This is a genomic window from Yersinia sp. 2542 StPb PI, assembly GCF_048593855.1.
GTDB classification, from domain to species: Bacteria; Pseudomonadota; Gammaproteobacteria; order Enterobacterales; family Enterobacteriaceae; genus Yersinia; species Yersinia enterocolitica_E.
The window spans coordinates 1-605 of sequence record NZ_JAZGQA010000480.1 but is presented as its reverse complement, the minus strand read 5'-3'; the positions used below and the strand labels follow the sequence as shown (position 1 = coordinate 605).

Genomic DNA, 605 nt, shown 5'->3' with positions numbered 1-605 from the left:
ATATTATTGAGGATATTATTGTCTGCTCCGGCTTAGGCCATCATCGCTATCGCAACTTTCCAGCAATACTTTTTACCAACAATGCGTTTACCAAAAAAAATCTGACCTGAGCCAGATTTAATTACAGCTAAACGTGATAGATAGCAGTGTAAATTACAGTGCTACTACGTTTACAGCTGAAGGGCCTTTCTGGCCTTGCTCGATGCTGAACTCTACGTTCTGGCCTTCATCAAGAGTTTTGTAATCAGTGCCCTGGATTGCAGAGAAATGTACGAATACATCTTTGCTACCGTCAGCAGGAGAAATAAAACCAAAACCTTTACCAGCGTCAAACCATTTTACTAAACCAGTCATTTTATTAGACATAGAGATATTTCCTTCATTATTTGTGCCAAAACGTGGCAATTGTGGTCTGCTGATCAAGAGTTACTTATGGGGGCACTAAAGAAGGAAATTCGTCGGAGAAGTGATGTCTAAAAAATATCGCTTTAACTAGGAACTGCTTTACTTAAATGGCTTACATAAATAGGTCTGTGCTACAAACCGATGAAGCTATTAACGCATGCTGAGATATTAATAGCAAGGCTTATTTATTTTGAGTATTA

Annotated in this window: 1 protein-coding gene; it reads right to left on the bottom strand. The window is 38.3% G+C overall.

The features are described from left to right. Nucleotides 1–153: 153 nt before the first annotated feature. Nucleotides 154–366: a cold shock domain-containing protein gene (gene cspE / locus V1952_RS22390; protein WP_005275958.1), complete on the bottom strand. Its 213-nt coding sequence runs from the start codon at nucleotides 364–366 to the stop codon at nucleotides 154–156. Between the last annotated feature and the right edge of the window lie 239 nt (nucleotides 367–605).

Bases quoted from the DNA above. Each gene is read 5' to 3' on its own strand.
- cspE (WP_005275958.1), bottom strand. From the start codon at position 366: ATGTCTAATAAAATGACTGGTTTAGTAAAATGGTTTGACGCTGGTAAA.